This window comes from Rhodococcoides sp. S146-33 (assembly GCF_059489205.1).
This window is the reverse complement of the sequence record NZ_JCAJWY010000004.1, coordinates 357,850-382,362: the sequence shown is the minus strand read 5'-3', so window position 1 is coordinate 382,362 and position 24,513 is coordinate 357,850. Positions and strand designations below refer to the sequence as shown.

21 protein-coding genes are annotated in these 24,513 nt (G+C 65.1%); 13 read left to right on the top strand and 8 right to left on the bottom strand.

Going from position 1 to position 24,513, the window contains the following annotated elements; all coding sequences use genetic code 11:
- Window positions 1–648: 648 nt before the first annotated feature.
- Window positions 649–2,238, bottom strand: a complete 1,590-nt coding sequence (locus AC5WEY_RS19595; RefSeq protein ID WP_495647160.1) for an adenylate/guanylate cyclase domain-containing protein — start codon at window positions 2,236–2,238, stop codon at window positions 649–651.
- 42 nt (window positions 2,239–2,280) lie between these two features.
- On the opposite strand from AC5WEY_RS19595, the gene nucS reads away from it, so the two are divergent.
- Together nucS and AC5WEY_RS19585 are read left to right on the top strand one after the other, a co-directional pair.
- A complete protein-coding gene (gene nucS, locus AC5WEY_RS19590; RefSeq protein ID WP_032394670.1) occupies window positions 2,281–2,952 on the top strand; it encodes an endonuclease NucS in 672 nt (223 codons plus the stop codon).
- 41 nt (window positions 2,953–2,993) lie between these two features.
- Window positions 2,994–3,311 (top strand): Rv1322 family protein, encoded by a 318-nt coding sequence (locus AC5WEY_RS19585; protein ID WP_495647159.1) that lies wholly within the window; start codon window positions 2,994–2,996, stop codon window positions 3,309–3,311.
- Window positions 3,312–3,338: 27 nt separating this feature from the next.
- Here AC5WEY_RS19585 and AC5WEY_RS19580 read toward each other — a convergent pair whose 3' ends face one another.
- Both AC5WEY_RS19580 and mce read right to left on the bottom strand, forming a co-directional pair.
- On the bottom strand, window positions 3,339–4,289 hold the full coding sequence (locus tag AC5WEY_RS19580; RefSeq protein WP_057478132.1) for a coiled-coil domain-containing protein: 951 nt from the start codon (window positions 4,287–4,289) through the stop codon (window positions 3,339–3,341).
- Between the two features lie 59 nt (window positions 4,290–4,348).
- Window positions 4,349–4,831 (bottom strand): methylmalonyl-CoA epimerase, encoded by a 483-nt coding sequence (gene mce / locus AC5WEY_RS19575; RefSeq protein WP_495647158.1) that lies wholly within the window; start codon window positions 4,829–4,831, stop codon window positions 4,349–4,351.
- 104 nt (window positions 4,832–4,935) lie between these two features.
- Here mce and AC5WEY_RS19570 point away from each other — a divergent pair, with 104 nt between their 5' ends.
- The 3 genes from AC5WEY_RS19570 (at window position 4,936) to AC5WEY_RS19560 (ending at window position 7,557) form a co-directional block, all read left to right on the top strand.
- Window positions 4,936–6,126 carry an acetyl-CoA C-acetyltransferase gene (locus AC5WEY_RS19570; RefSeq protein WP_495647157.1) on the top strand — a complete coding sequence of 397 codons (1,191 nt, stop codon included), beginning with the start codon at window positions 4,936–4,938 and terminating at the stop codon, window positions 6,124–6,126.
- A gap of 67 nt (window positions 6,127–6,193) precedes the next feature.
- Window positions 6,194–6,565, top strand: a complete 372-nt coding sequence (locus AC5WEY_RS19565; protein ID WP_200936609.1) for a DUF3817 domain-containing protein — start codon at window positions 6,194–6,196, stop codon at window positions 6,563–6,565.
- Window positions 6,566–6,669: 104 nt separating this feature from the next.
- Complete coding sequence (locus tag AC5WEY_RS19560; RefSeq protein WP_495647176.1) at window positions 6,670–7,557, top strand: co-chaperone YbbN; 888 nt, start codon at window positions 6,670–6,672, stop codon at window positions 7,555–7,557.
- Between the two features lie 5 nt (window positions 7,558–7,562).
- On the opposite strand, the gene AC5WEY_RS19555 is transcribed toward AC5WEY_RS19560, so the two are convergent.
- Genes AC5WEY_RS19555 through AC5WEY_RS19545 form a run of 3 tightly spaced genes read right to left on the bottom strand, consistent with a single transcriptional unit; the run spans window position 7,563 to window position 13,231 of the window.
- On the bottom strand, window positions 7,563–9,011 hold the full coding sequence (locus tag AC5WEY_RS19555) for a neutral zinc metallopeptidase (protein WP_495647156.1): 1,449 nt from the start codon (window positions 9,009–9,011) through the stop codon (window positions 7,563–7,565).
- Window positions 9,012–11,213, bottom strand: a complete 2,202-nt coding sequence (gene glgB, locus AC5WEY_RS19550) for a 1,4-alpha-glucan branching protein GlgB (RefSeq protein ID WP_495647155.1) — start codon at window positions 11,211–11,213, stop codon at window positions 9,012–9,014.
- Between the two features lie 11 nt (window positions 11,214–11,224).
- Window positions 11,225–13,231, bottom strand: coding sequence for an alpha-1,4-glucan--maltose-1-phosphate maltosyltransferase (locus AC5WEY_RS19545; RefSeq protein WP_495647154.1), 2,007 nt, complete (start codon window positions 13,229–13,231; stop codon window positions 11,225–11,227).
- A gap of 204 nt (window positions 13,232–13,435) precedes the next feature.
- On the opposite strand from AC5WEY_RS19545, the gene glgP reads away from it, so the two are divergent.
- On the top strand, window positions 13,436–15,958 hold the full coding sequence (gene glgP, locus AC5WEY_RS19540) for an alpha-glucan family phosphorylase (protein ID WP_495647153.1): 2,523 nt from the start codon (window positions 13,436–13,438) through the stop codon (window positions 15,956–15,958).
- An 11-nt stretch (window positions 15,959–15,969) separates the two neighbouring features.
- On the opposite strand, the gene AC5WEY_RS19535 is transcribed toward glgP, so the two are convergent.
- Both AC5WEY_RS19535 and AC5WEY_RS19530 read right to left on the bottom strand, forming a co-directional pair.
- Window positions 15,970–18,018, bottom strand: coding sequence for an ATP-dependent DNA helicase (locus tag AC5WEY_RS19535; protein WP_495647152.1), 2,049 nt, complete (start codon window positions 18,016–18,018; stop codon window positions 15,970–15,972).
- 50 nt (window positions 18,019–18,068) lie between these two features.
- The gene (locus tag AC5WEY_RS19530; protein WP_495647175.1) at window positions 18,069–19,325 is read right to left on the bottom strand and encodes a nicotinate phosphoribosyltransferase; all 1,257 of its coding nucleotides are present in this window, start codon (window positions 19,323–19,325) and stop codon (window positions 18,069–18,071) included.
- Window positions 19,326–19,476: 151 nt separating this feature from the next.
- On the opposite strand from AC5WEY_RS19530, the gene clpS reads away from it, so the two are divergent.
- The 7 genes from clpS (at window position 19,477) to rdgB (ending at window position 24,512) form a co-directional block, all read left to right on the top strand.
- Window positions 19,477–19,836, top strand: coding sequence for an ATP-dependent Clp protease adapter ClpS (clpS, locus tag AC5WEY_RS19525; protein WP_200936608.1), 360 nt, complete (start codon window positions 19,477–19,479; stop codon window positions 19,834–19,836).
- Between the two features lie 37 nt (window positions 19,837–19,873).
- Window positions 19,874–20,443: an oxidative stress transcriptional regulator AosR gene (gene aosR / locus AC5WEY_RS19520; protein ID WP_495647151.1), complete on the top strand. Its 570-nt coding sequence runs from the start codon at window positions 19,874–19,876 to the stop codon at window positions 20,441–20,443.
- A 9-nt stretch (window positions 20,444–20,452) separates the two neighbouring features.
- On the top strand, window positions 20,453–21,538 hold the full coding sequence (locus AC5WEY_RS19515; protein WP_495647150.1) for a P1 family peptidase: 1,086 nt from the start codon (window positions 20,453–20,455) through the stop codon (window positions 21,536–21,538).
- A 59-nt stretch (window positions 21,539–21,597) separates the two neighbouring features.
- Window positions 21,598–22,227, top strand: coding sequence for a rhomboid family intramembrane serine protease (locus AC5WEY_RS19510; RefSeq protein ID WP_495647149.1), 630 nt, complete (start codon window positions 21,598–21,600; stop codon window positions 22,225–22,227).
- Between the two features lie 112 nt (window positions 22,228–22,339).
- Window positions 22,340–23,098, top strand: coding sequence for a cyclic nucleotide-degrading phosphodiesterase (locus tag AC5WEY_RS19505; protein WP_495647148.1), 759 nt, complete (start codon window positions 22,340–22,342; stop codon window positions 23,096–23,098).
- 21 nt (window positions 23,099–23,119) lie between these two features.
- Window positions 23,120–23,905: a ribonuclease PH gene (gene rph / locus AC5WEY_RS19500; RefSeq protein ID WP_032375961.1), complete on the top strand. Its 786-nt coding sequence runs from the start codon at window positions 23,120–23,122 to the stop codon at window positions 23,903–23,905.
- Window positions 23,898–24,512, top strand: a complete 615-nt coding sequence (rdgB, locus tag AC5WEY_RS19495; RefSeq protein ID WP_495647147.1) for an RdgB/HAM1 family non-canonical purine NTP pyrophosphatase — start codon at window positions 23,898–23,900, stop codon at window positions 24,510–24,512. The genes rph and rdgB overlap by 8 nt, the downstream gene beginning before the upstream one ends.
- Window position 24,513 lies beyond the last annotated feature (1 nt).

Here is a 24,513-nt window from a genome sequence, read left to right as displayed (position 1 = left end):
CCGATGGTACTGCACTCGACAGGGTGTGGGAGAGTAGGACACCGCCGAACACAACATCCCAGAATGCCCCTGACCACTCGTGGTCGGGGCATTTTGCATTCGAAACCAACACCCACACAACAGTATTCAACGCTTTCATGCGCCGTCCGATCGTGGTGGGCGTCGAACGCCCACAGCTAACGACCTTGCAGTGTCTCGAGACCGCATATCGGAGCGAACAGACCGAATCGCTGCCGGCTCACCCAGGGAGCGGAACCGTCAACGCCATCGTGAGCGTCAGGGCACCCGCGAGCGCGTTCGCCAGACGCGCGCAGAGTCGTCACACCGATGAACGCCAATCCTTACGCGTCCGACGAACGCGCGCGCGTTCGCGCGATCCATGTGGGTCCGTGGGTCCGCGGGTCTGGACATCGCCATCGTGGACATTGCCGTTCGTAGCTGTCGGCCGCCTGACGTGTCATCCCGGACCGCGGGCACACACGCGCTCGCGTTCGCGAGGCGCGCGCAGAATCGTCAGCGATTTCGTGAGCGTTCGACAAACGCGAGCGCGTTTGCGAGGGGGACCGGGCAAAGGACAGCGCAGTCGTCAGTGATGAAAACGGCAGGGACGCAGCGCACTACACCTACTGAGCCCAACGATCGGGTGGATCAGGCGTGAACGGCTTCGGGCTCATCCGCCGCAACATTGACGTCCTTCGGATTCGCGAGGATCGTCTCCGCAGATCGTCCGCGAAGGGTGACTGCATCACCGAATTCCCAACGCTGAGCTTCGGCGTCGGCTGCACCTTCGACGGCAGTCTTGGAGGCCAGGATGGCTCCGGGCGCGTTCTTTGCCAGTTCGGAGAGTCGAGCGGCCTCGTTCACCGGATCTCCGATGACGGTGTACTCGAATCTGGATTTCGCGCCGACATTGCCGGCTACCGCTCGTCCGGCAGCGACGCCGACCGCGGCGCTGCATTCGGGCACTTCGATCAACAACCGTCTGGCAATTGCTCTTGCCGCAGCCAGTGCGGAGCCACAGTGGTCGGTAATTTCGTTCGGGGCCCCGAAGATTGCGAGCGCTGCGTCGCCCTCGAATTTGTTGATGAAGCCGCCGTGTTCGTCCACCTCGTCGACGACGACTGCAAAGAAGCGGTTGAGCAGGTCCACCACCTCGGTCGGCGGTCGAGAGGCAGCCAATTCGGTCGATCCCACCAGGTCGATGAAGAACACTGCGATGTCGCGCTCCTGGCCGCCGAGTTCACTCTCGGATTGCAGCGCCTTCTCGGCTACTTCGTGTCCGACGTGTCGACCGAACAGGTCGCGGATCTTCTCGCGATCCCGCACGCCGTCGGCCATGCGGTTGAATCCGCTCTGCAGCTCGCCGAGCTCGGTGCCGTCGTACACAGCGAGTCGGACATCCATGTTGCCCTTCTCTACCTCAGCCATACCCGCACGAACGTTGTTGATCGGGGAGGTGGTTGCGAAGCCGCCCAACACGGTCAACGCGAAGCCGAAGACGATGGTGATCCCGCCGAGGGCAAGTATGGACACTGCGAGCTGGGTGGCATCCGTCTCGGGTCGAATGAATCGGAACACTGCGATCATCATCAATCCTGTGACCGGGACGCCGGTCCCCAGCAACCACGACAGGATGGAACGTCCCATGACACCGGCGATTCGGATGCGTCGTGGGTCGCCTGCTTGTAGGGCACGAGCCGCGATGGGCCGCAGAGCGAACTCACTGAGCAGGTAACTGAACGCGCACACGACTGTGCCACCCGCGGCAATGGTGAAAGCCACCTTGGGGATCGCCTGGGGGTCGATGATGCCGTCGATCGTCGTCAGCAGGATCAGTCCACCGGTCCACAATGCGACCTGCATGCGAGTCAGACGCCACGGCATAGCAAGGGTCGCGACCTGCTCGGACCGAGTGGGCTCGCGATCCTCGATGCCCCACCGCAGACTGCTCAGGGCGCGCGTGGTGCCCCAGACGACACCGACCAGGAACGCGAGGAAGATGTATACCGGCGCGACAATGTAGTTGACCCACCAGTACTTGTCAGGATCCAGTACGTTCGGGCCCGGAACGACGACACTGATCAGAACCCCGACTATCACCGCGCCGATCAGGTTCGACAGCACCAGGAACACCGTCAGCAACAGCTGGATGCGGATCCGGCGTCGACGTGGTGATTCGGAGGTGTCGCCGAGCAGTCGGGAACCCAGGGGAGCGGCAGATCGTCTCAATTGCGGCATGGTCGTCACAGACTAACGGGGCGCCTGCCTTATGGTGGTCGAGTGCGTTTAGTTATTGCTCGTTGCCAAGTCGACTATGTCGGCCGCCTCACCGCACATCTCCCGTCGGCTCGGCGTCTGTTGCTCGTGAAGTCCGACGGATCGGTCAGTGTGCACGCCGACGACCGGGCCTACAAGCCGCTCAACTGGATGTCTCCGCCCTGCTGGACGGTCGAGACCACCGAAGGCGAGACGATCAAGTGGGTCGTCACCAACAAGGCCGGCGAAGAACTTCGCATCACGATCGACGATGTGGAGCTCGACTCGAGTCACGAGCTCGGCATAGACCCCGGTCTGGTGAAAGACGGTGTGGAGGCCCATCTTCAGGAGTTGCTGGCCGAGCACGTCAGCACCTTGGGTGACGGCTACACGCTCGTACGACGCGAATACATGACGGCCATCGGCCCGGTGGATCTGCTGTGCCGCAACGCCGATGGCGGAACTGTGGCCGTAGAGATCAAGCGACGTGGTGAAATCGACGGCGTCGAACAGCTGACTCGGTATTTGGAACTGCTCAATCGTGATCCGCTGCTGGCTCCGGTCAGCGGAGTGTTCGCTGCGCAGGTCATCAAGCCCCAGGCGAAGACGTTGGCCACCGACCGCGGCATTCGTTGTCTCACACTCGACTACGACGTCCTACGGGGAACCGACAGCACCGAGTTCCGGCTTTTCTGACGACTGTCGGCACTGACCGGCCTGTTCTCTACACTGGACGTGTGCCTCGTCGTAACCAACCCCGCCGACCGAATCGGAGCGGCCCGAGTGATCTCGGTCCGGCAACCGACTCGGTACTGGGTGGCAACCGAGTCGAGGTAGGTCCGGATGGTGACACGTACACCTCTCGGATGGTCCCGGGTGCCAAGGCCGTCAAAACGTATCGCTGCCCCGGCTGCGATCACGAGGTGCGGCCGGGCGTCGCGCATATCGTGGCGTGGCCGTCGGACGATTTCGGGGGCGCGGACAACCGCAGACATTGGCACACCGGATGTTGGAACGGCAGAAACACGCGAGGCCTCACCCGTCGTTGGTCTTGACGGGGAGGCCTCGCGTGTACTGCTGGGTCAGGACGCCGAGTCGGCCGATTCCTTCTCGTTCTCGGCCTTTGCGGCTGCCTTTTCTTCTTCCTTCTTGAGAATTGCCGTCGGGTCGGGGTTGTCGAGCAGTTCACTCTCCCGGTTGACCGACGCAAGCATGGCCGGAACCGAATCGAGCTGGCCACGGATTCCGAGCAGCTGAGCGAGTACTCGGCTGCGCAGCACGCGCAACTCCTCTGCCAGTTCCTTGGAGTGCGCGATCCGCCGTTCGGCCTGTTCGCTGGCGGACTGAAGCCGTCGAGCGGCCTCGGTCGTTGCCTCTTCGATGCGGCGAGCGGCATCGGCTTTGCTCGACGCTTCGAGTTCTTCGAGCGCCGACAACACCTTGGTACGGCGCTCCGCCATCGTGATCTCGAAATCTTCCTGAACCTCGGCGCGCTTGGCCTCGGATTCCGCGGCCAGCTTGTCGCGCTCGGCCTGCGCGGCCTCGACCACGCGGGCTGCCTCGGTGCGCGCCTGAGCCATCGTCTGCTCGTGCTCGGTCTCGAGTGCCGTCCGGCGCTCTTCGAGTTCTGCCACCAGCGATTCGTGCCGTCCCCGCAGCCGCGCACTTTCTTGCTGCGCAACCGAAATCATTTCCTCGGACTCCGAGTGCGCCTTCGCGCGTACCTCTGAAGCCTCGTCCGAGGCCAACCGCAGCATGCGCGAGATGCGATCACTCATGCCCTCCGCTGTTGTGGGCGGCACCGACAGGCGATCGATGTCCTTGCGCAGCTCGTCGATCTCGTCACGCGCGTCGTCGAGTTGCTTGGCCAGATCACGAGCCTGAGCTGCGGCCGCATCACGGTCGGCGGTCGTCAGCCGGAGCTCGGCGTCGAACCGCTCGAAGTAGTTGGTGACTTCGTCGCGATCGAACCCCTTCCGGACGATGGAAAAGGGAAGTTGCACCGTAGAAGTGCGCTCATGATCGATAGCCATGGCCGTCAATTTACCGGTGAGTCAAGTAGAGAGCCATACGGCTGATGAACAGAGTTCGATCAGTGCGCGTCGGGGTTCGGTTCGACGAGTTCGATGAGCACGCCACCGGCGTCCTTGGGATGGACGAAGTTGATCCGAGAATCGGCGGTACCCCGGCGCGGGGCGTCGTACAACAGCCGAACGCCGCGGGCGCGCAACTCGGTCGAGATTTCCTCGATATCGGTCACGCGGTACGCCAACTGCTGTAGTCCCGGTCCGTTGCGGCCGATGAACTTGGCGATGGTGGAGGAGTCGTCGATCGGTGCGAGCAACTGCAGTGCAGCGGACTTCTCTCCGGCACCGGGGAAAGAGAGCATTGCCTCGCGGACGCCCTGTTCCTCGTTGACCTCCTCGTGCACGGCAATCATGCCGAGGTGGTCGGTGTACCAAGTGATGGCAGCGTCGAGATCGGGCACTGCGATCCCGACGTGGTCGATTGCCGTCACCAGGTCGGAGCGGAGCGGAGCTCCCGTGAAAGACTGCGTACTGGAGGTCATGGCCATGACGTTAGCGCCAGCTGCGTTTCGGTGCTCCGCCCGCCGGTATCGGAAGGGGGCGTCGGAGCGTTGATCTCGACAAGGCCGTCTTCACACTTTCGGAGGAAATCGTGACCACAACAGTCATCGTTGCCGGCGCTCGTACGCCCGTCGGGCGCTTCTCGGGCGCACTCAAGGACTTCTCGGGATCGGACCTCGGCGGGATCGCCATCAAGGGTGCCCTCGAGAAGGCCGGTGTCGAGCCGGACCAGGTCGACTACGTCATCATGGGCCAGGTTCTCACCGCCGGTGCCGGCCAGATCCCGGCCCGCCAGGCAGCCGTTGCTGCCGGCATCCCGATGACCGTGCCTGCACTGACGATCAACAAAGTGTGCCTGTCCGGAGTCGACGCCATCGCGCTGGCCGATCAACTCATTCGCGCCGGTGAATTCGAGATCGTCGTCGCCGGTGGGCAGGAATCGATGACCCAGGCTCCACACATGCTCGAGAAGTCGCGCGCCGGATTCAAGTACGGCGATGTCACGATGCGCGACCACCTCGCGTACGACGGTCTCTACGACATTTTCACCGATCAGGCCATGGGCGCACTGACCGAGCAGCGCAACCAGAGTTCCGAGGCCATCAGCCGCGAAGAGCAGGACACCTTCGCTGCCGCGTCGCATCAGAAAGCCGCCGCTGCGTGGAAGAACGGCGTGTTCGACAACGAAGTGGTTCCAGTATCGGTCCCGCAGCGCAAGGGCGATCCGATCCAGGTCACCGAAGACGAAGGCATCCGCGCCGACACCACCGTCGATTCCCTCGGCAAGCTTCGCCCCGCATTCGACAAGGCCGGAACCGTCACCGCGGGATCGGCGTCGCAGATCTCCGATGGTGCTGCCGCCGTCGTGGTGATGAGCAAGGACAAGGCCGAGTCGCTCGGTTTGACCTGGCTCGCCGAGATCGGCGCCCATGGAGTGGTGGCCGGCCCCGACTCGACGCTGCAGTCGCAGCCGGCCCGCGCCATCGCCAAAGCGTGCGAGAAGGACGGCATCGATCCGAAAGATCTCGATGTCGTCGAGATCAACGAGGCGTTCGCGGCCGTCGGAATTGCTTCGACACGCGAGCTCGGGATCGATCCGGAGATCGTGAACGTCAACGGAGGCGCAATCTCGATCGGACACCCGCTCGGCATGTCCGGTGCCCGCATCGCCTTGCACTTGGCCCTCGAGCTGCAGCGACGCGGCGGCGGAGTCGGCGCAGCCGCACTGTGCGGCGGCGGTGGGCAGGGCGACGCCCTCATCGTTCGAGTACCGAAGCAGTAGGGGAGCGGTGGCTCTGGTCGGTAATGAGACCAGAGCCACTACATTCTGTCGTAGCAAACCGGGCACAATGGCTGGCATGACCAACTTCTTCAACCTGAGCAGCACGGCCACACGTTTCCGTTTCATTGCTGTGCTCGAAGCGTTCACCTGGCTGGGACTGCTGATCGGAATGGCCTTCAAGTACATCCCCGCCGATGGCAACGAAATCGGCGTGAAGATCTTCGGGCCTATTCACGGCGGCGTGTTCGTCGTGTACCTGGTCATCGCGGTGTTGACGGCAGTGAAGTTGAAGTGGGACGTCAAGGCAACGTTGCTGGCGCTCGTCGCAGCGTTCCCGCCGTTCGGCACGGTTATCTTCGAGATCTGGGCCGCGCGCACCGGACGCCTGGCCGAGCTCAGCACGGGCCGGCCGGTACCCGACGCGAAGGTGCTGTCCTGACTGCCCGCAAGTGGATGACACTTCGCGTTAGTGACAAACTGTAGGACGTGACTCGACCCGGTTCCCGTCCTCCCGTCCGCCCGTCAGCTGCCGTCCCCGCCTCGATTGCCGGTGCTGTCGATCTGTCCGTTCTCAAGGACCGTCCGTCACCTGCTCCCGCGGCCGAGCCCGTCGGTGACGCCGGGGGACTGGCACCGATCGTGGATGTGACCGCGGCGTCGTTCGAGGCCGAGGTTTTGCAACGGTCGACTCAGGTCCCGGTTATCGTCGATCTCGGTTCGGCCCGATCCCCCCAATCGCAGGCGTTGACACGACAGCTCGGTCAATTGGCCGTCGAGGCCGGCGGCGCGTGGGTGCTGGCCCGCGTCGACGTCGATTCCAATCCGCAGATCGCGCAGGCGTTCGGTGTGCAGGCCATTCCCACCGTGGTCGCCGTTGCAGCCGGTCAGCCGCTGGCCGACTTTCAGGGAACGCAGTCGGACGAGCAGCTGCGTCAGTGGCTTCAGGCCGTCGAGCAGGCGACTGCGGGAAAGCTCACCGGGCCTGCCGGGTCAGCTGCTGCGGAACCGGAACCCGAGATCGAGGACCCCAGAATCGTCGCTGCCGAGGAAGCCATCGACGAGGGCGACTTCGACAAGGCGGCGGCTGCCTACCAGGCCATCATCGACGCCGAACCGAAGAACACCGATGCCGTCGCGGCGCTGCGTCAGGTCAAGTTCCTGGCTCGGGTGCAGAACGTAGCACCGGACGCCGTGGAGACCGCTGATGCAGACCCAGCCAACGTGCAGGCCCGTATCGAGGCTGCAGACGCAGAGATGGCTGCTCAGCAGCCGGAGGAAGCATTTGCTCGGTTGATCGACGGCATCAAGATCAGTGCGGGCGACGACCGGACTGCACTGCGCACCCGGTTGCTCGAATTGTTCGAGCTGTTCGACGCGGCCGACCCACTGGTGGTGTCCGCCCGGCGCAAGCTCGCGTCCGCTCTGTACTGAATTCCTCAGCTGTAGCGCGAGTCGCACAGCTGCTTGCCGCCGAGAACTCCCGAGCGGAAAGCGTCGACTCGGGAGAATCCGGACGGCAGCGTCGTTCCGTTGACGTCGCTGGCGGCCAAGCCGTCGCTCAGTAGACCGGACACGGCCTCGTCGAGATCGCCGGGGGAGAGCACGATGTCGAGACCGGTGTCACCGCTTTCGGCGCTCATCGCCGAGGTGATGACGCCCGAAAGGCACGCCGAACGCAGAGCGGTCTGCGGGTCGTCGAGAGTCTGACCTGCTTCCTTCTGCACGGCGAGCGTGTACCGCGACGCGAACAGCACGTAGGCGCTGTAATCACCGGAGACGTTGAGCGGCAAGATGTCTCCGCGCTGCGGGGTCTCGGGCTGGCCCACTTCCGCCAGGTCCTCGACGTCGACCCCGATGGTGTTCGACGATGGGCAGTACGACACCGGCGCGGTGGTTTCGGCATCGGAGCATCCGACGTCCGAACCGGAGTAGTCGACTTCTGGCGGATCGGCTACCGGCAGTACTTTCTCGAAGGATCGAGTGAACAACCCGAGAGAGTCCTCGGTGACCGGGAGCTCGCCGGAGTCGTCGGGGTCGCTGAACTTCTGCGGCAACGATGCTCGACGCGAATCGATTTCGGCCTCGTCGATGCTCGTGCAGGCGGCCGCACCATCGGTGAAGCCGATCTGTACAGCCGTCACCCGCTCGAAGGCGGAGCCGTGCACCGACTCCGGATCGTTGGGGTCCACATCGCGCACCGCGACGGTCGCGGCGAGAACGCCGTTGAGACCGTCGGAGGTGTTGATGGTGAAGTGCGGCGAATCGCCCTCTGCGACATGGCGAATGAACGCGCCGGCGAAACAGTCGGCCTGTTGCTCGGCGACGATGGTCGGCGTGTCGTCACCGACGAGTCCCGATTGATTCTGAATGGCGTGACCGTATTCGTGAGCGATCACCATCACTACCGACATCGGTCCGAATGCGTCGACCAGAGCAGGAAGCAGAATGGTGCGATCCCACCCGATCGAGTCGTCGCGCGTGCAGTAGGCGGCGTTGGGAATTCCGCCGGTTCGGTCTCCGCAGAACCTGACGCCGGATCCCTCGTCTTCCGAGGCGTCCCACGAGACGACTTTCGAGATCGGCGTGAACGAGCCCTTGAAGAGGGCTGGATACTGCTCGGCCCAGAACTGCTCGATGTCGTCGATCGCGTTGGTGGCGAGGATGTCGGAGTCGGTGCCCTCGGCGTTCTCGACCTCGATCGTGGAATCTGGGACGCCCGGACGCGGCCCGCTCGGTCCACTCGTGACCGGCAGTCCGGCGACGGTGAACGGGTTCTCGTAAATGGATACGGCGTTGCCGCCGACGGACTGCGCGCACGAGGCGACGAGGAAGAGCCCTGCAGTGGCGGCCGCGGCCAGTAGTCGGGGTGTGCGGCCGCCACTCATCTATCGCTCCAGTTTTATCCAGATCGCCCCGTTGGCGGGAAGTGCAACCTGGCCTGACGCCGGTCGACCGTGCCACGAGTGCGATGTTGCCGTCACTTCACCCAGGTTGCCCATTCCGGAGCCGCCGTATTCCGTTGCATCGGTGTTCAGGATCTCGATCCAACGGCCGGGTTCCGGTAGTCCCACACGATAGCTGCCGTGCTCCGAACCGGAGAAGTTGAAAATACACGCGATGACCGAACCGTCGGACCCGTACCGCAGAAAGCTCAGCACGTTGTTCTCGGTGTCGTTCGCGTCGATCCACGAGTACCCGCTCGGCGAGGTGTCGAGTGTCCACAGTGCCGGATGCGACTTGTACGTCGAGTTCAGATCGGAGACAAGGGATTTGACGCCATTGTGCAGCGGCTCCTCGTCGATCTGGTACCAGTCGAGGCCGCGTTCCTCGGACCACTCACGGGTCTGGCCGAACTCCTGGCCCATGAACAGCAGTTGCTTGCCTGGGTGCGCCCACATGTAGGCGAGCATTCCGCGCAGCCCTGCTGCTTTGGTGTAGTCGTCACCGGGCATCCGAGTCCACAGCGTTCCCTTGCCGTGCACCACCTCGTCGTGGCTGATCGGGAGCAGGTAGTTCTCACTCCACGCGTAGACGAGTGAGAACGTGATCTCGTGGTGGTGGTAGCTGCGATGGATCGGATCACGCCCGAGGAAGCCCAGGGTGTCGTGCATCCAGCCCATGTTCCACTTCATGTTGAAGCCGAGTCCGCCGACGTTGGTCGGGCGGGTGACACCGGGCCATGCCGTCGATTCCTCGGCCACGGTGACGACGCCGCGGTGCTTCTTGTGCACCGTCGCGTTCATCTCCTGCAGGAACGTGACGGCCTCGAGGTTCTCCCGGCCGCCGTAGATGTTCGGAGACCAACCGCCCTCGGGGCGTGAGTAATCCAGGTACAGCATCGATGCGACGGCGTCGACACGGAGGCCGTCGATGTGGAACTCGTCGATCCAGTACAGGGCGTTCGCGACCAGGAAGTTGCGTACCTCTCGGCGACCGAAATCGAAAACCAGTGTGCCCCAGTCGAGTTGCTCGCCGCGCTGCGGGTCGCCGTGTTCGTAGAGCGGGCCGCCGTCGAAGCGGGCCAGGGCCCATTCGTCCTTGGGGAAGTGGGCGGGCACCCAGTCGACGATGACGCCGATTCCGGCGCTGTGCAGGTGGTCGACGAAGTAGCGGAAATCGTCGGGGCTGCCGAACCGTGATGTGGGTGCGTAGTAGGACGTCACCTGGTAGCCCCACGAACCGCCGAAGGGGTGCTCGGCGACAGGGAGAAGCTCGACGTGGGTGAACCCTGTTTCGGTGATGTACTCGGCCAGTTGCTCGGCCAGTTCGCGGTATCCGAGGCCCGGTCGCCACGACGCCAGGTGGATCTCGTAGACACTCATCGGTGCCTGTGTCGGCTCGATGCCGGCCCTGGTGTCGAGCCACTTCTCGTCGTTCCACGTGTACGACGACGCGGTGACGACCGATGCGGTCGACGGCGGAACCTCGGTGGCGAAGGCCATGGGGTCGGCCTTGTCCTTGACCGAACCGTCGGCACCGTTCACACGGAACTTGTACAGCGCACCCGGCGCTATGTCGGGCACGAACAGCTCCCACACACCGGTCGAGCCCAAGACGCGCATGGGCCAGCTGCGGCCGGTCCAGCCGTCGAAGTCGCCGACGAGAGTGACGCCCTGCGCTGCCGGGGCCCACACTGCGAACGAAGTGCCGACCACCGGACCGTCCGGCGTCGCGTACGACTGTTGATGCGCGCCGAGGATGTCCCACAGCCGCTCGTGCCGACCCTCACCGAACAGGTGCAGATCGAGCTCACCGAGGGTGGGGAGGAACCGGTAGCCGTCGGCCGATTCGGAGACGTGCCCACCGGGCCACGTCACGACGAGCCGATAGTCGATCAGGTCCTCGAACGGCAGCAGCGCCGAGAAGACTCCGTGCGCGACGTGAGTCAGCTCGTGGTCGACACCGCCGACCCGTGCGACGACCTTCTCGGCGTCGGGCTTGAGCGCTCGGATGGCCGTTCCGCCGGTTACCGGATGGGCACCGAGAACCGAATGCGGGTTGTAGTGCCGACCCGCTGCGATGAGTTCGAGATCGTTGTCGGACGGGGCTGCGACGGTGTCTTCGGGCGTCGTCGGATTCTTGGTCACGTTGAATCCACTCACTTTCGGTTGCCGCGGTAGGCCAGTTCGATTCGTGCCGGGTAGGGAATGTGGGGGAGCGTGAAGATGTGCGCCACCGACGTCCAAGGCTCGAGTCGGACGAAATTGGTGTGGCCCCAGTCGTAGTGAACGCCGCTCACCTCGTCCTTGATGGTGAGGGTGTCCTGCCAATCGTGGCCCAGGGCAGGCATGTCCAGGTGGATGGTGCCTTCCTCGGCTCCGAAGGGGTTGAGGTTGATCACCACCAGAACCGAGTCACCGGTCTGCGGGTCGAACTTCGAGTACCCGATCAGCGCTTCGTTGTCGATGTTGTGGAAATGGATGTTGCGAAGCTGCTGCAGCGCCGGATGCGCACGGCGAATCGCGTTCAGTGTGGTGATCCAGGGCTCGAGCGACTCGCCTCGGGCGAGCGCCCCCTCGAAATCGCGCGGACGCAACTGGTACTTCTCCGAGTCCAGGTACTCCTCGCTGCCTTCACGCACGGCCTGATGCTCGAACAGCTCGTAGCCGGAGTAGACGCCCCACGTGGGAGCCATCGTCGCCGCGAGAGCTGCCCGGAGAGCGAACATTCCGGGCCCCCCGTGCTGCAGGCTCTCGTGCAGGATGTCCGGGGTGTTGACGAACAGGTTCGGGCGCGCGTCGTCGGCGCGTCGGGCATGTTCCTCGGCGAACTCGGTGAGCTCCCACTTGGCGGTACGCCAGGTGAAATACGTGTACGACTGGGTGAAACCGCGCTGCGCCAATCCGTACATGCGGACCGGTCTGGTGAATGCCTCCGCGAGGAAGAGCACATCCGGGTCGGTCTTCTTGACCTCGGCGATGAGCCATTCCCAGAAGTCCGGTGGCTTGGTGTGCGGGTTGTCCACGCGGAAGATCTTGACCCCCAGCGAGATCCAGTACCGGACCACACGTAGTACTTCCTCGTAGATGCCGCGTCGGTCGTTGTCGAAGTTGACGGGGTAGATGTCCTGGTACTTTTTCGGCGGGTTCTCGGCGTATGCGATCGTGCCGTCGGGCAACACGGTGAACCACTCGGAATGCGTTGCTGCCCAAGGGTGATCGGGAGCGGCCTGCAGGGCGAGGTCCAGCGCCACTTCGAGGCCGTGCTCCTGTGCGGCAGCGACGAAGGCACGGAAATCGTCCTCGGTTCCCAACTCGGGATGGATGGCGTCGTGCCCGCCGTCCTTGGAACCGATCGCCCACGGTGACCCGACGTCCTCGGGGCCGGGGGTCAACGTGTTGTTCGGACCCTTGCGGTTGATCGTGCCGATCGGGTGTATCGGCGGCAGATAGACGATGTCGAATCCCATCCGCGCGACTCGAGGGAGCTGCTCGATGGACGTGGCGAATGTGCCGTGCTTCGGCGATCCGTCCTCGTTCCACCCGCCGGTCGATCGAGGGAAGAACTCGTACCATGCGCCGTTCAGAGCCAGATTCCGATCGACCCAGATGTTGACCGCGCGTGAGCGGGTCACCAGCTCGCGCAACGGGTGCGCGAACAGCAGTTCGGCGACCGATGGCGCGAACGCCGACGACACTCGGGCCGGCAACGGGCGGTCGGTATCGCGCAGCGCGGCGGCGACGTCGGCCAGCAGCTGCCTGCTCTCGGCAGGAACCCCGGTGGCGGCGCGCAGGAACAGCCTCGCTCCGATCTCCAGATCGTTCGCAAGTTCGTGCGCGCTCTGACCCACTCCGAGCTTGGCTTCCACGGCATGCCGCCAGGTGCTGATCGGATCGCTCCACGCCTCGATGCGGCAGATCCAGTAACCCGGCCGAGAAGGGACGAACACCGCGTCGAACGTGTCGGGTTCGCGACCCGGCGTCATCGGGATGCGTTCGAGCTTGCCTCCCGGTCCGCGCACCGACAACGTCGCGGCAACCGCGTCGTGACCCTCGCGCCACACGTCGGCGGAGACTGGAAAGGTCTCGCCCACCACGGCTTTCGCGGGGTACTTTCCGGTCGTCGTATCTGGAAGGACATTGTCGATACCAAGTCGACCTGTCACTTCACACTCCATTCTTCGCTAGAGGTATGGCTGCGCGGGCGCAACCTCTGATCGAACCGATATTGGTGTGCTTCTACTCGTCAACCGTAATGCAGCAGCGCAGATGGCGCGTGCGCCGACGCATACTGCCCACGAAGAGCGTGGCAGCTCGGATTTCGCCGAGCCGCCCATCGACACAGGTGTCCGTGGGTAGGGTTCGGTCCTGTGAAAGCCTTGCGTCGATTCACCGTCCGAGCCCACCTTCCCGCCCGTCTGAATGCCCTCGCCGAGCTCTCGACAAACCTCAGGTGGTCGTGGCACACGGCGACGCAGGATCTGTTCGAGAACGTGGACCCACTGCTGTGGACCGAACTCGAACGTGACCCCATCGCCGTGCTCGGAGCGGTGGCACCGGCCCGCCTGGAGGAGCTGGCCGCCGACGAGCGGTTTCTGACCGAACTGGACGCGGTCGAGGCGGACTTGCACGACTACCTCGCCCGCCCGCTCTGGTATCAGAACGAGCTGTCGAAGGGGCGGGCTCTGCCGTCGGGCATCGGGTACTTTTCCATGGAGTTCGGCGTCACCGAAGTGCTGCCGAACTATTCGGGCGGGCTCGGGATCTTGGCCGGTGACCACCTCAAAGAGGCCTCCGACCTGGGCCTGCCGTTGATCGGCGTCGGTCTCCTCTATCGCTCGGGCTACTTCCGGCAGTCGCTGACGGCCGACGGCTGGCAGGCCGAGCGCTATCCGTCCCTCGATCCCCATGGTCTGCCGCTGCGGTTGCTCACCGACGACGGCGACTCTCCGGTGCTGATCCACGTGTCGATGCCCGGATCACGCGTTCTGCGAGCACGGGTGTGGATCGCTCAGGTCGGACGCGTCCCTCTGCTGTTGCTCGACTCCGACATCGCCGACAACGATCCGGAGCTGCGCGGGGTGACCGACCGGTTGTACGGCGGCGATCAGGACCACCGCATCAAGCAGGAGATCCTCGCCGGTATCGGTGGAGTACGGGCGATCCGGGCGTACACCCGCGCACATGGACTGCCCGATCCCGAGGTGTTCCACATGAACGAGGGCCACGCGGGCTTCCTCGGCGTCGAACGCATCCGGGAGCTCGTCACCACGGGTGCACTCGACTTCGACTCGGCGCTGGCGGCCGTGCGGGCGGGGACCGTCTTCACCACCCACACCCCGGTGCCGGCAGGAATCGACCGATTCCCCGCCGATCTCGTTCGGCACTATTTCGGCAGCGAGGATGGCTGCCCGGATTCTGCATTGCTGCCAGGACTGCCGATGGACCGAATTCTCGCCCTCGGCGGCGAGACCGATGCCTCGGTGTTCAACATGGCGCACATGGGACTGCGACTCGGTCAACGCGCCAACGGGGTGTCGAAACTGCACGGCATCGTCAGTCGCGAGATGTTCAACGGTCTGTGGCCTGGATTCGATGCCTCCGAGGTGCCGATCGGTTCGGTCACGAACGGCGTCCATGCCCCGACGTGGTCCGCTCGGGAATGGGCACAGGAGGGGGAGTTGTCCGCGGAGCGCGTGTGGTCCACTCGTAACGCTCTGCGTGCGCAGTTGGTGGACGAGGTACGCCGCCGCGTGCGGCGGTCGGCCCTCGAACGCGGTTCCACGCAAGCCGAGATCAGTTGGACCGCAAATGTTTTCGATCCGAACGTGCTCACGGTCGGTTTCGCTCGACGGGTACCGACGTACAAGCGGCTGACGCTCATGCTGCGCGAACCCGAACGACTGCGGGCAATGTTGTTGGATCCGGAACGACCGGTCCAACTGGTGGTCGCAGGCAAGTCGCATCCCGCCGACGACGGCGGAAAGGCGCTCATTCAGCAGATCGTGAAGTTCGCGGATGAAGCCGACGTGCGGCACCGCATCGTGTTCCTGCCCGACTACGACATGTCCATGGCGCGCTTCCTGTACTGGGGATGCGATGTGTGGCTGAACAATCCGCTGCGACCACTCGAAGCGTGCGGCACCTCGGGCATGAAATCCGCACTCAACGGCGGCCTCAACCTCTCGATCCGCGATGGCTGGTGGGACGAGATGTACGACGGCGAAAACGGCTGGGCCATCCCCACCGCCGACGGTGTCACCGACGACAATCGACGGGACGATCTCGAAGCAGCTGCTCTGTACGAGTTGCTGGAACAGGCTGTACTACCCAAGTTCTACGACCGCGGCGAGGACGGCGTGCCCGGTCGATGGATCGAAATGGTGCGGCACACCCTCGAACAGTTGGGCCCGAAAGTGCTGGCGTCGAGGATGGTTCAGGACTACACGCTCGGCTACTACGCGCCGGCTGCCGAGTCGGCTCGCGCGGTGTCGGCCGACGGCCATCGTGGTGCCACGGACGTCGCGTCGTACCGCCGCCGCGTCGAACAGGCGTGGGGCGGCGTGAAAGTCGGCCGAGTCGACAGCGAAGGGTTACCGGATACTCCGGTGATCGGTGCGGAACTGTCGCTGCGCGCGAACGTCGACCTCGGCGGCTTGGATGCGGCGGACGTCGTGGTGCAGGCAGTGGTCGGTCGCGCCGATGACGAGGAGAACCTCACCGACATCGCGGCGACGCCCATGACACACGTGGGTACGGAGGGCGGCGAGCACATATATGCAGGCGAGACCACGCTGCCGCACAGCGGCGCAGTGGGGTACACCGTGCGGGTGCTGCCGCACCACGATGGGCTGGCGTCGGATGCCGAGCTCGGTTTGGTGTCGACTCCTTAGCGGGAGTGGCGCTACTTTCCTGCCAGACGGGTGAGCGCCTTGCGCACCACCTCCGGGTCCGAGGTCTCCCAGAACGGAGGCAACGAGGCCCGGAGGTAACCGCCGTAGCGAGCGGTGGCCAGACGGGAATCGAGAACGGCGACAACGCCTTTGTCGTCCACGCTGCGGAGCAGACGGCCCACGCCCTGCGCGAGCAGCAGGGCGGCATGGTTGGCGGCGACGGCGAGAAACCCGTTGCCCCCGCGGGATTCGACGGCCTGTTGGCGCGCTACGAGCAGCGGATCGTCGGGTCGGGGAAACGGAATCCGATCCAGAATGACCAGACTGAGCGAGGGGCCCGGCACGTCGACTCCCTGCCACAGCGACAACGTCCCGAACAGGGAGGTTGCCTCGTCGTCGGCGAACTTCTGCACCAGTGCCCCGGTGGAATCGTCGCCCTGACACAGGATCGGCGTGTCGAGACGCTCGCGCATCTCCTCCGCGGCGGCCTTGGCGGCACGCATCGACGAGAAGAGTCCGAGCGTTCTGCCCCCGGCGGCGCTGACCAGAGACTCGATTTCGTCGAGGTAGGACTTGAAGAGGCCGTCGCGTCCGGGCGGTGAGAGGTGCTTGGCGATGTACATGATGCCGGCGCGGGAGTGGTCGAACGGCGACCCGACGTCGAGCGAATTCCAGCGGATCGACCCGGTATCGGACGGCGGTTCCACTCCCGAGGCCATCGCGGTGTCGCTGCGGGACGGCGTTTCGGCAGGCAGGCCCCAGTTGACGGCCAACCCGTCGAACGAGCCGCCGACGGTCAAGGTCGCCGACGTCAGCACCACAGTGGATTCAGCGAAGAGTCGCGCCCGCAGTAGCCCACCGACCGAGAGCGGGGCGATACGGACCGTGCGCTTGACGTTGCCGCGGAAATCGTCGACGGCGTGCCAGACGACGTCCCGGCGCTTGGCCGGATCGGGTTCGTCGAAGGCCGTGAGAACTCGAACGGCGCTGTCGTGCACCTCGTCGACCGCAACGAGTGCGGCGCTGCGAGCTGCGGCAGCCTCGGGATCGCTGGCCGTCATGCCCTGCTTGTTGGGACCGATTGCGGTGCGTACCGCCCAGGCGGCGTCGCGAATGGAGGCGAGGGCAGGACCCACGCCGTCGGGCAGCGATTGCCAGCGACTCGGGGGTAGCTCGTCGAGAATCGCGGCCCAGTTCTCGGCTGCACCTTCGAGTTGGTCCACCGTCTCTTCTTCGATCAACTTCGCACTCCGCCGAGCGGCAGCGGTGACGGTTGCCGCCGACAGCTCCTCTGTCGCAACGCCCGTCACTCGATCGACCAGTTCGTGAGCCTCGTCGACGACCACCACGTCGTGCTCGGGCAAAATTTGAATACCCGTGATCGCGTCGATAGCGAGCAGGGCGTGGTTGGTCACGACGACGTCGACCTGGGCGGCCTCGGTACGGGCGCGTTCGGCGAAGCAGTCCTCGCCGACGGGGCAACGGGACTTGCCCAGGCATTCGCGCGCCGTGACGCTGACCTGACGCCAGGCCTGATCGCTGACGCCGGGCACCACGTCGTCGCGGTCGCCCGTCTCGGTCTCGGACGACCACTTGGTCAGCCGCACCACCTCGCGGCCCATGCGGGAGACCGCGAACGGGTCGAACAACTCCGCGTCCGGTGCCTCCTGCGCGGCACCGGTATGGATCTTGTTCATGCACAGGTAGTTGTTGCGACCCTTGAGGATCGCGAACTTCGGTCGTCGCCCCAGAGCCTCGGTCAGCGCGTCGGACAGTCGCGGTAGGTCGCGGTCGACCAGCTGCCGCTGCAGGGCGATGGTGGCGGTGGAGACGATGACGGTCTTTCCGGATTCGACCGCGTGTCTGATGCTCGGGACCAGATAGGCGAGGGACTTTCCGGTCCCGGTGCCGGCCTGCACCGCGAGATGCTCACCGGTGTCGATCGAGTGCGCCACCGCAGAGGCCATCGTGAGCTGATTGCTCCGTTCCTTGCCGCCCAGTGAGTGCACCGCGACCTGCAGTAGAGCGGGAACGGTGGGCAACTCGGTCTTCGACGGCACCGAAGAAGACTACTGCCGATTGCCCACGGGGTTCGGCATCGACACCGTCCCTAGCCTTCGACGAAGCGGGTGGGTATCGCCGGTTCGCCCTGAGACAACTTCAGGCCCTCCCACGGGAGGCTGACCAGGCGCCCGGCCAATAGTTCACGGCCGTCGGACAAAGTCGGCAAGCCGGGGACGCGCTCGCCGCCGCGGACCAACGGCGTGGTCAACGTCTCCACCGTCATGTCGTCGTCGAAGGTCGGGGGAGAGTCGAACGGGTGCACGACCTCCTCGACGGCGGTGCCGGTGCTGCGAGCCGTTCGCACCGCGGCCTTGGTGCCACCGCGCGATTCCTTGTGGCTGCTGCGCTTGGCGACGGGGATGCCGTCGACCGTGACCAGCTTGTAGACCATGCCTGCCGTCGGGGCTCCGGAACCGGTGACCAGCGACGTGCCGACGCCGTAGGAGTCGACCGGTTCGGCCCGCAGCGCGGCGATGGCGTATTCGTCGAGGTCACCGGACACGACGACCCTGGTCTGCGGCGCACCCAGAGCGTCCAGCTGATCGCGAACCTGTCGCGCGAGTACTCCGAGGTCGCCGGAGTCGATGCGCACCCCACCGAGTTCGGGCCCGGCCACCTCGATGGCGTTGGCGACGCCCTGGGTGATGTCGTAGGTGTCGACGAGCAGTGTCGTTCCCACCCCGAGTGCTCGGACCTGCGCGGCAAAAGCGGCCTTCTCGTCGGGGCCGTCGGCTGTGGTGTGCAACAGGGTGAACGCGTGAGCCGACGTGCCTGCGCCGGGAACTCCGTGCCGGCGGACGGCTTCCAGGTTGGACGTGGCGGTGAACCCGGCGAGGTACGCCGCCCGCGATGCGGCGACGGCCGCTTCCTCGTGGGTTCGGCGCGATCCCATCTCGATGATCGGCCTGGACTTCGCGGAGGCCACCATTCGTGCCGCCGCCGATGCGATCGCACTGTCGTGATTGAGGATGGACAGCACCAGGGTCTCGAGGACGACACACTCGGCGAAGGTTCCGCGGACCGTCAGTACGGGGGAGCCGGGAAAGTACAACTCCCCTTCTCGGTAGCCGTCGATATCGCCGGTGAATCGGTAATTGCGCAGCCACTCGACGGTGTCGGCGTCGAGAAATTCTGCGACGATGCGTAGCTCGTCCGGGCCGAAACGAAAGCGCGCGACGGCGTCGAGGATGCGGCCGGTGCCCGCGACCACTCCGTATCGGCGGCCGGCGGGCAGCCTCCGTGCGAAGACCTCGAAGCTGCAGACACGATCTGCGTTACCGCTGGCCAGGGCAGCCGACAGCATCGTGTACTCGTACTGATCGGTCAGCAGCGCGGTACTGACGTCTTCGGTGAAAATCGCGTGATGTGTGGTCGCGTCGTTGCTCACCACGCCCACACTACGAGCGCAGGGGCGAGCGTGTGACGCTGGCCCGACACGCCGTACCCTGTGGGACATGCCTTGGTTGACGGTGGATGGAACGCTTCTGCCCGTGGACGGCGTCTCGGCAGGCGACGTTGTCGCCGCGTCACCGCAAGCGGTCCCGGAGCAGACCGAGGCCGTTGCCGCCGACGAGTCACACGACACTCCTTGGGTCACGATCGTGTGGGACGACCCGGTCAACCTGATGCACTACGTGACCTACGTGTTCCAGAAGCTGTTCGGTTACAGCAAGGCCAAGGCCACCGAGCTGATGATGCAGGTGCACTCCGAGGGCAAAGCCGTCGTGTCGAGCGGCGAGCGCGACGCGATGGAAAACGATGTTCGACGCCTGCATGCGGCCGGTCTGTGGGCCACGATGCAGCAGGACAAGTAGTTCTCTACCTCTACTTCAGAGAAGGACATCAGCAACAGTGCGCACGTGGACGAGACGGAATTCGCTGTCCGGAGTCAAGATCAAATCCGAGATCGACGCGCGTGAGGCGGCGGTGCTTCGCTCTCTCGTCGGCTCGGTACTGGGACTGCTGCGCGACCGATCCGCCGCCGCACCCACCGACGAGCTGGCCGCGCTGACCGGTCTGCGTACCGGCCACAACACTCCGCCTGACGATGCCGCGCTGGCACGGCTGCTTCCGGACTTCCACCGCGCCGATCCCAACCGCGACGAGGAGGATCCGACCGACCTCAACGGCGCTCTGCGTGGCCTCCACGAGCCCGAGATCATCGACGAGAAGTTGGCGGCCGGATCGATGATTCTGTCCACCCTTCCCGAAGCCGGTGGCAAGATCGTGCTGACCCAGGAGCAAGCGGATGCATGGTTGACCGGCCTCAACGACGTGAGGCTGGCGCTCGGCACGACGCTGGGGATCAGTGCGGACACACCTGACGTTCTCGACGAGGGTGATCCTCGCGCTCCGCATCTCGATGTGTACCACTGGCTGACCTGGATGCAGGATTCACTCGTACAGGTCCTCATTCCCTAGGACGCGCGTGTGACCGCAGCCTTCTCCAACCCCGGACGGCGGGACTCCCTGACCGACGTGGCCGGTTTGTTGGTCGGCCACCATCACAAACTCGACGACGACGCCGCGATGGGGTCGGGTTCGGCCACCGGCTGCACCGTGGTGCGTGCCCTCGGTGGTGCAACGGCGGCCGTCGACGTTCGCGGCGGCGGACCGGGAACGCGCGAGACCGATCTGCTCGATCCGAGCCATTCCGTGCAGCACGTCAACGCGATCCTGTTGACTGCGGGCAGTGCGTACGGGCTCGCGGCCGCCGACGGCGTCATGCGGTGGCTCGAAGAACACGGCCAGGGCATTCCGATGGGCGGCCCCGATCACGTCGTTCCGATCGTGCCGGCCGCGGTGATCTTCGATCTTCCGGTCGGTGAGTGGACGGCGCGTCCGACGGCCGAGTTCGGCTATCTTGCGTCGGCCGCAGCGGCGGCCGAATTCGCGACGGGATCGGTCGGCGCAGGAGTCGGTGCTCGTGCCGGAGTGCTCAAGGGTGGTGTGGGCACCGCGAGCACAGTCATCGAAGGCGGTCCGGCCGACGGGGTGACGGTCGCGGCGTTGATGGTGGCCAATCCCGTGGGTGCGGTGTTCGACCCCCGCACCGGATCGTTATGGGGCACCGGCACACTGGGGCCCGCAGCGTTCGGCATGCGCACGCCCGACGTGAACGAGGTGTGGACCGCGCTGGCGCTCGAACCCAAGGGCACTGCCCTGAACACCACGATCGGGGTTGTCGCCACCGATGCTGCGTTGTTAACGGCGTCGTGCAAGAGGATTGCCGTCGCGGGTCACGACGGTCTTGCTCGGGCCATCCGGCCCGCCCACTCGCCCCTCGACGGCGACACGATCTTTGCCCTGTCCACCGGCACCAGAGCCGTCACTACGGAGTCGTCGGTCCCCGCCGCGTTCTCGGCGGAGCTGCCCGTGCTCGCGGCGGTCACCGAGGCGGCGGCGATCGTCGTCGAGCGGGCCATCGTGCGTGCGTTGCTCGACGCCACCTCAGTGGCGGGCATTCCCACCTACCGCCAGATCTTCCCGTCGGCGTTCGCTGCGTCGCGCACCTGAGGGCCGGTCTCGACCCGTCCCTGACCGGTACCGTGGAGGGACCGAATCCGGAGGCGATCATGAGCGAGATCAGTAACCGTCCAGCCCAGCGTGAGCGGCCGGTCTGGATGCGGGCCGCCATCCTGGTGGGAGCATTCACCGTGCTGCTGTGGGTCATCGAGTTCATCGATGTGGCCAGTGGGTCCAGGCTCGAACGCAACGGAATTCAGGCCCGCTCGGCCGAGGGGTTGTGGGGCATTCTGTTCGCGCCCGTGCTGCACGACGACTGGCAGCACCTGATTGCGAACTCTGTGCCGATCCTCGTACTCGGGTTTCTGGTGTTGCTCTCCGGGCTGGCGCGCGGTCTGGCCGCAACCGGGATCATCTGGGTGGTCGGCGGCTTCGGTACCTGGCTAACCGCTGGTTCGTACACGAACACGATCGGCGCGTCGATCCTGATCTTCGGGTTCATCGCATACCTGTTGGTGCGCGGCTTCTTCACGCGCAAGCTCGGGCAACTCGCTATCGGTGTGGTGGTGTTCGTGCTGTACGGCAGTGCGTTGTGGGGCGTGCTCCCGAGTGATCCGAACATCTCGTGGCAGGGGCATCTGTTCGGTGCGGTGGGCGGAGTGATTGCGGCTCGACTGTTGTCGGCCGATGCGCGAGCCGAGAGGGCGCGCGCGAAATCGCTCGATCGGCTCACTCCGTAGGTGCGAGGTAACTGCAGACACACCTGTGGTCACCGGTGAATTTCGCCGACTCGCGCTGTGAATACTGCCCGAACGTTTCTGGTGATGCGCTCGGCGTGGCAGCATGGCGTGCATGCGAATTACCGTCCTGGGATGTTCGGGCAGTGTGTCCGGACCCGATTCACCCGCGTCGGGCTACTTGTTGGAAGAAGAGGAGACCGCTCCGGTCGTTCTCGACTTCGGTCCCGGCATTCTCGGGGCGTTGCAGCGTTACGCCGACCCGGGAGATGTGAGCGTTCTGCTCTCGCATCTGCACGCCGATCACTGCCTCGATGTGCCGGGTCTGCTGGTGTGGCGTCGCTACCATCCGAATCCGCCGGACGGTCGAGCGATCGTCTACGGCCCCAAGGACACCGCGTTCCGCCTCGGGGTTGCCTCGGCCGAGTGCGGTGGGCAGATCGACGACATGTCCGACACGATCGACCTGCGACGCTGGGTGGACGGCCGCACCGTGGAGTTCGGCAAGCTGTCGATTCTGACGCGGCAGGTGTTCCATCCGCCGGAGTCGTACGGCATGCGGATCACCACCGGGGAAGGCCGCACCTTCACGTACAGCGGTGACACAGGAATGTGTCAGGCGGTGCGGGATCTGGCGCACGAAGCCGATGTGTTCCTGTGCGAGGCATCGTGGACCGACGGTCCCGAACGGCCGGAGGGTGTGCACCTGTCCGGAACCGAGGCAGGCCGAATCGCTCGTGAGGCCGGGGTGGGGGAATTGCTGCTCACCCACATTCCGCCGTGGACGTCTCGCGAGGACGTCATCGCCGAGGCCAAAGCGGAGTTCAGTGGACCGGTGCACGCCGTTCTTCCGGGGGACGTATTCACCGTCTGAGGACGCGCTAGGCTTCGAGTCGTGTCCAGACGAGAAGACGGCAGGGCGGACGACGAGCTCCGCAACATCAAGATCACCCGTGGATTCACCAGCCATCCGGCAGGGTCGGTGCTGGTCGAATTCGGCAACACCAGGGTGATGTGCACGGCCAGCGTCGAGGAGGGCGTGCCGCGTTGGCGAAAGGGATCCGGCCTCGGCTGGCTCACTGCCGAATACGCGATGCTTCCGGCGGCGACGCACACCCGCAACGGCCGTGAGTCCGTCAAGGGCAAGGTCGGTGGGCGCACCCAGGAAATCTCTCGCCTCGTCGGACGTTCACTGCGTGCCTGCATCGATCTGGCCGCCATCGGCGAGAACACCATCGCACTCGACTGCGATGTGCTCCAGGCGGACGGCGGCACTCGAACTGCTGCCGTCACCGGAGCGTTCGTGGCGCTCAACGACGCCGTCACCTACCTGCGTGCAGCGGGACGTCTTGCCGATCCGCAGCCGATCTCGTGCATGATCGCCGCGGTCAGCGTCGGCGTCGTCGACGGACGGGTACGTCTCGATCTGCCGTACGAAGAGGATTCGCGCGCCGAGGTCGACATGAACGTGGTCGCCACCGACACCGGCACCCTGGTGGAGATCCAGGGCACCGGAGAAGGCGCGACCTTCCCACGCACCACGCTCGACAAGTTGCTCGACTCCGCATTCGTCGGCATCGAGAAGTTGTTCGAGGTTCAGAAGGAAGCTCTGGCGCTGCCGTACCCGGGCGATCTGCCCGAGCCGGCCGCCGCGGGATCGAAGAAGAAATTCGGTGCCTGATACCAAGCTCTTGGTAGCGAGTCGCAACGCGAAGAAGTTGCGCGAATTGCGGCGGGTGCTCGACGCTGCCGGTCTCGTCGGTATCGAGTTGATCGGTCTCGACGAGGTGCCGCCGTTTCCCGAGGCACCCGAGACCGGTGCGACCTTCGAGGACAACGCGCTGGCCAAGGCTCGCGACGGAGCCGCGGCAACTGGATTGCCTTGTGTTGCAGACGATTCCGGAATCGAGATCGATGCCTTGAACGCGATGCCCGGGGTGCTGTCGGCTCGCTGGTCGGGCACTCACGGGCAGGACGAGTCCAACACCGCGCTGGTGCTGGCGCAGTTGATGGACACGCCCGACGAGCGCCGCGGGGCGGCATTCGTGTCGGCGTGTGCACTGGTGATTCCCGGCGGCACCGAAACCGTGGTCCGCGGGGAATGGCGGGGAGTCGTTGGACGAGAGCCGATGGGGAAGAACGGTTTCGGCTACGACCCGATCTTCGTGCCCGAGGGTGACGGCCGTAGTGCAGCGCAACTGAGCCCGGACGAGAAGGACGCGGCCTCGCATCGTGGCCGCGCGCTGCGCAAGCTCGTTCCCGCGCTCGAAGAACTGACGGGGCGGTAGC

Excerpts from the sequence above, each read along its gene's own strand:
- AC5WEY_RS19580 (WP_057478132.1), bottom strand. The coding sequence starts at position 4,289 with ATGGCTATCGATCATGAGCGCACTTCTACGGTGCAACTTCCCTTTTCC.
- AC5WEY_RS19595 (WP_495647160.1), bottom strand. The coding sequence starts at position 2,238 with ATGCCGCAATTGAGACGATCTGCCGCTCCCCTGGGTTCCCGACTGCTC.
- clpS (WP_200936608.1), top strand. The coding sequence starts at position 19,477 with ATGCCTTGGTTGACGGTGGATGGAACGCTTCTGCCCGTGGACGGCGTC.
- AC5WEY_RS19555 (WP_495647156.1), bottom strand. The coding sequence starts at position 9,011 with ATGAGTGGCGGCCGCACACCCCGACTACTGGCCGCGGCCGCCACTGCA.
- AC5WEY_RS19505 (WP_495647148.1), top strand. The coding sequence starts at position 22,340 with ATGCGAATTACCGTCCTGGGATGTTCGGGCAGTGTGTCCGGACCCGAT.
- mce (WP_495647158.1), bottom strand. The coding sequence starts at position 4,831 with ATGGCCATGACCTCCAGTACGCAGTCTTTCACGGGAGCTCCGCTCCGC.
- AC5WEY_RS19510 (WP_495647149.1), top strand. The coding sequence starts at position 21,598 with ATGAGCGAGATCAGTAACCGTCCAGCCCAGCGTGAGCGGCCGGTCTGG.
- AC5WEY_RS19530 (WP_495647175.1), bottom strand. The coding sequence starts at position 19,325 with ATGCTGTCGGCTGCCCTGGCCAGCGGTAACGCAGATCGTGTCTGCAGC.
- AC5WEY_RS19565 (WP_200936609.1), top strand. The coding sequence starts at position 6,194 with ATGGCTGGCATGACCAACTTCTTCAACCTGAGCAGCACGGCCACACGT.